Annotated in this window: 1 protein-coding gene; it reads left to right on the top strand. The window is 47.5% G+C overall.

Annotated elements, in window-relative coordinates; all coding sequences use genetic code 11:
• Positions 1 to 32 precede the first annotated feature (32 nt).
• Positions 33 to 444: peptidylprolyl isomerase (locus ACTHUM_RS19785; protein WP_440403980.1), on the top strand; the 412-nt coding region annotated here is incomplete at its 3' end.

Genomic DNA, 444 nt, shown 5'->3' with positions numbered 1-444 from the left:
ATTCAAAACCGGATTCTAACGAAAGGAAACCCATGATTATCCTGCACACCAACAAAGGCGACATCAAAATCGAACTCGATTTCGACAAAGCCCCCGTTACTGCTAAAAACTTCGAGCAATACGTTAAAGACGGCTTCTACGACGGCGTAATCTTCCACCGCGTCATCAAAGGCTTTATGATTCAAGGCGGCGGCATGGATGAAAACATGAACGAAAAAGAAACCCGCGATCCGATTCAAAACGAAGCATCCAACGGTTTGCCTAACGAAAAATACACCATCGCCATGGCGCGTACTTCCGATCCTCATTCTGCCAGCGCGCAATTCTTCATCAACACTGCCGACAACGCTTTCCTGAACTTCCGTTCTAAAGAGCTGTACGGCAAAACCGTAGTCCAAGACTGGGGCTATGCCGTATTCGGTAAAGTCGTTGACGGTTTTGACG

It is taken from the genome of Neisseria sp. P0021.S006 (assembly GCF_051956895.1).
This window is presented reverse-complemented; position numbering and strand designations above follow the sequence as displayed.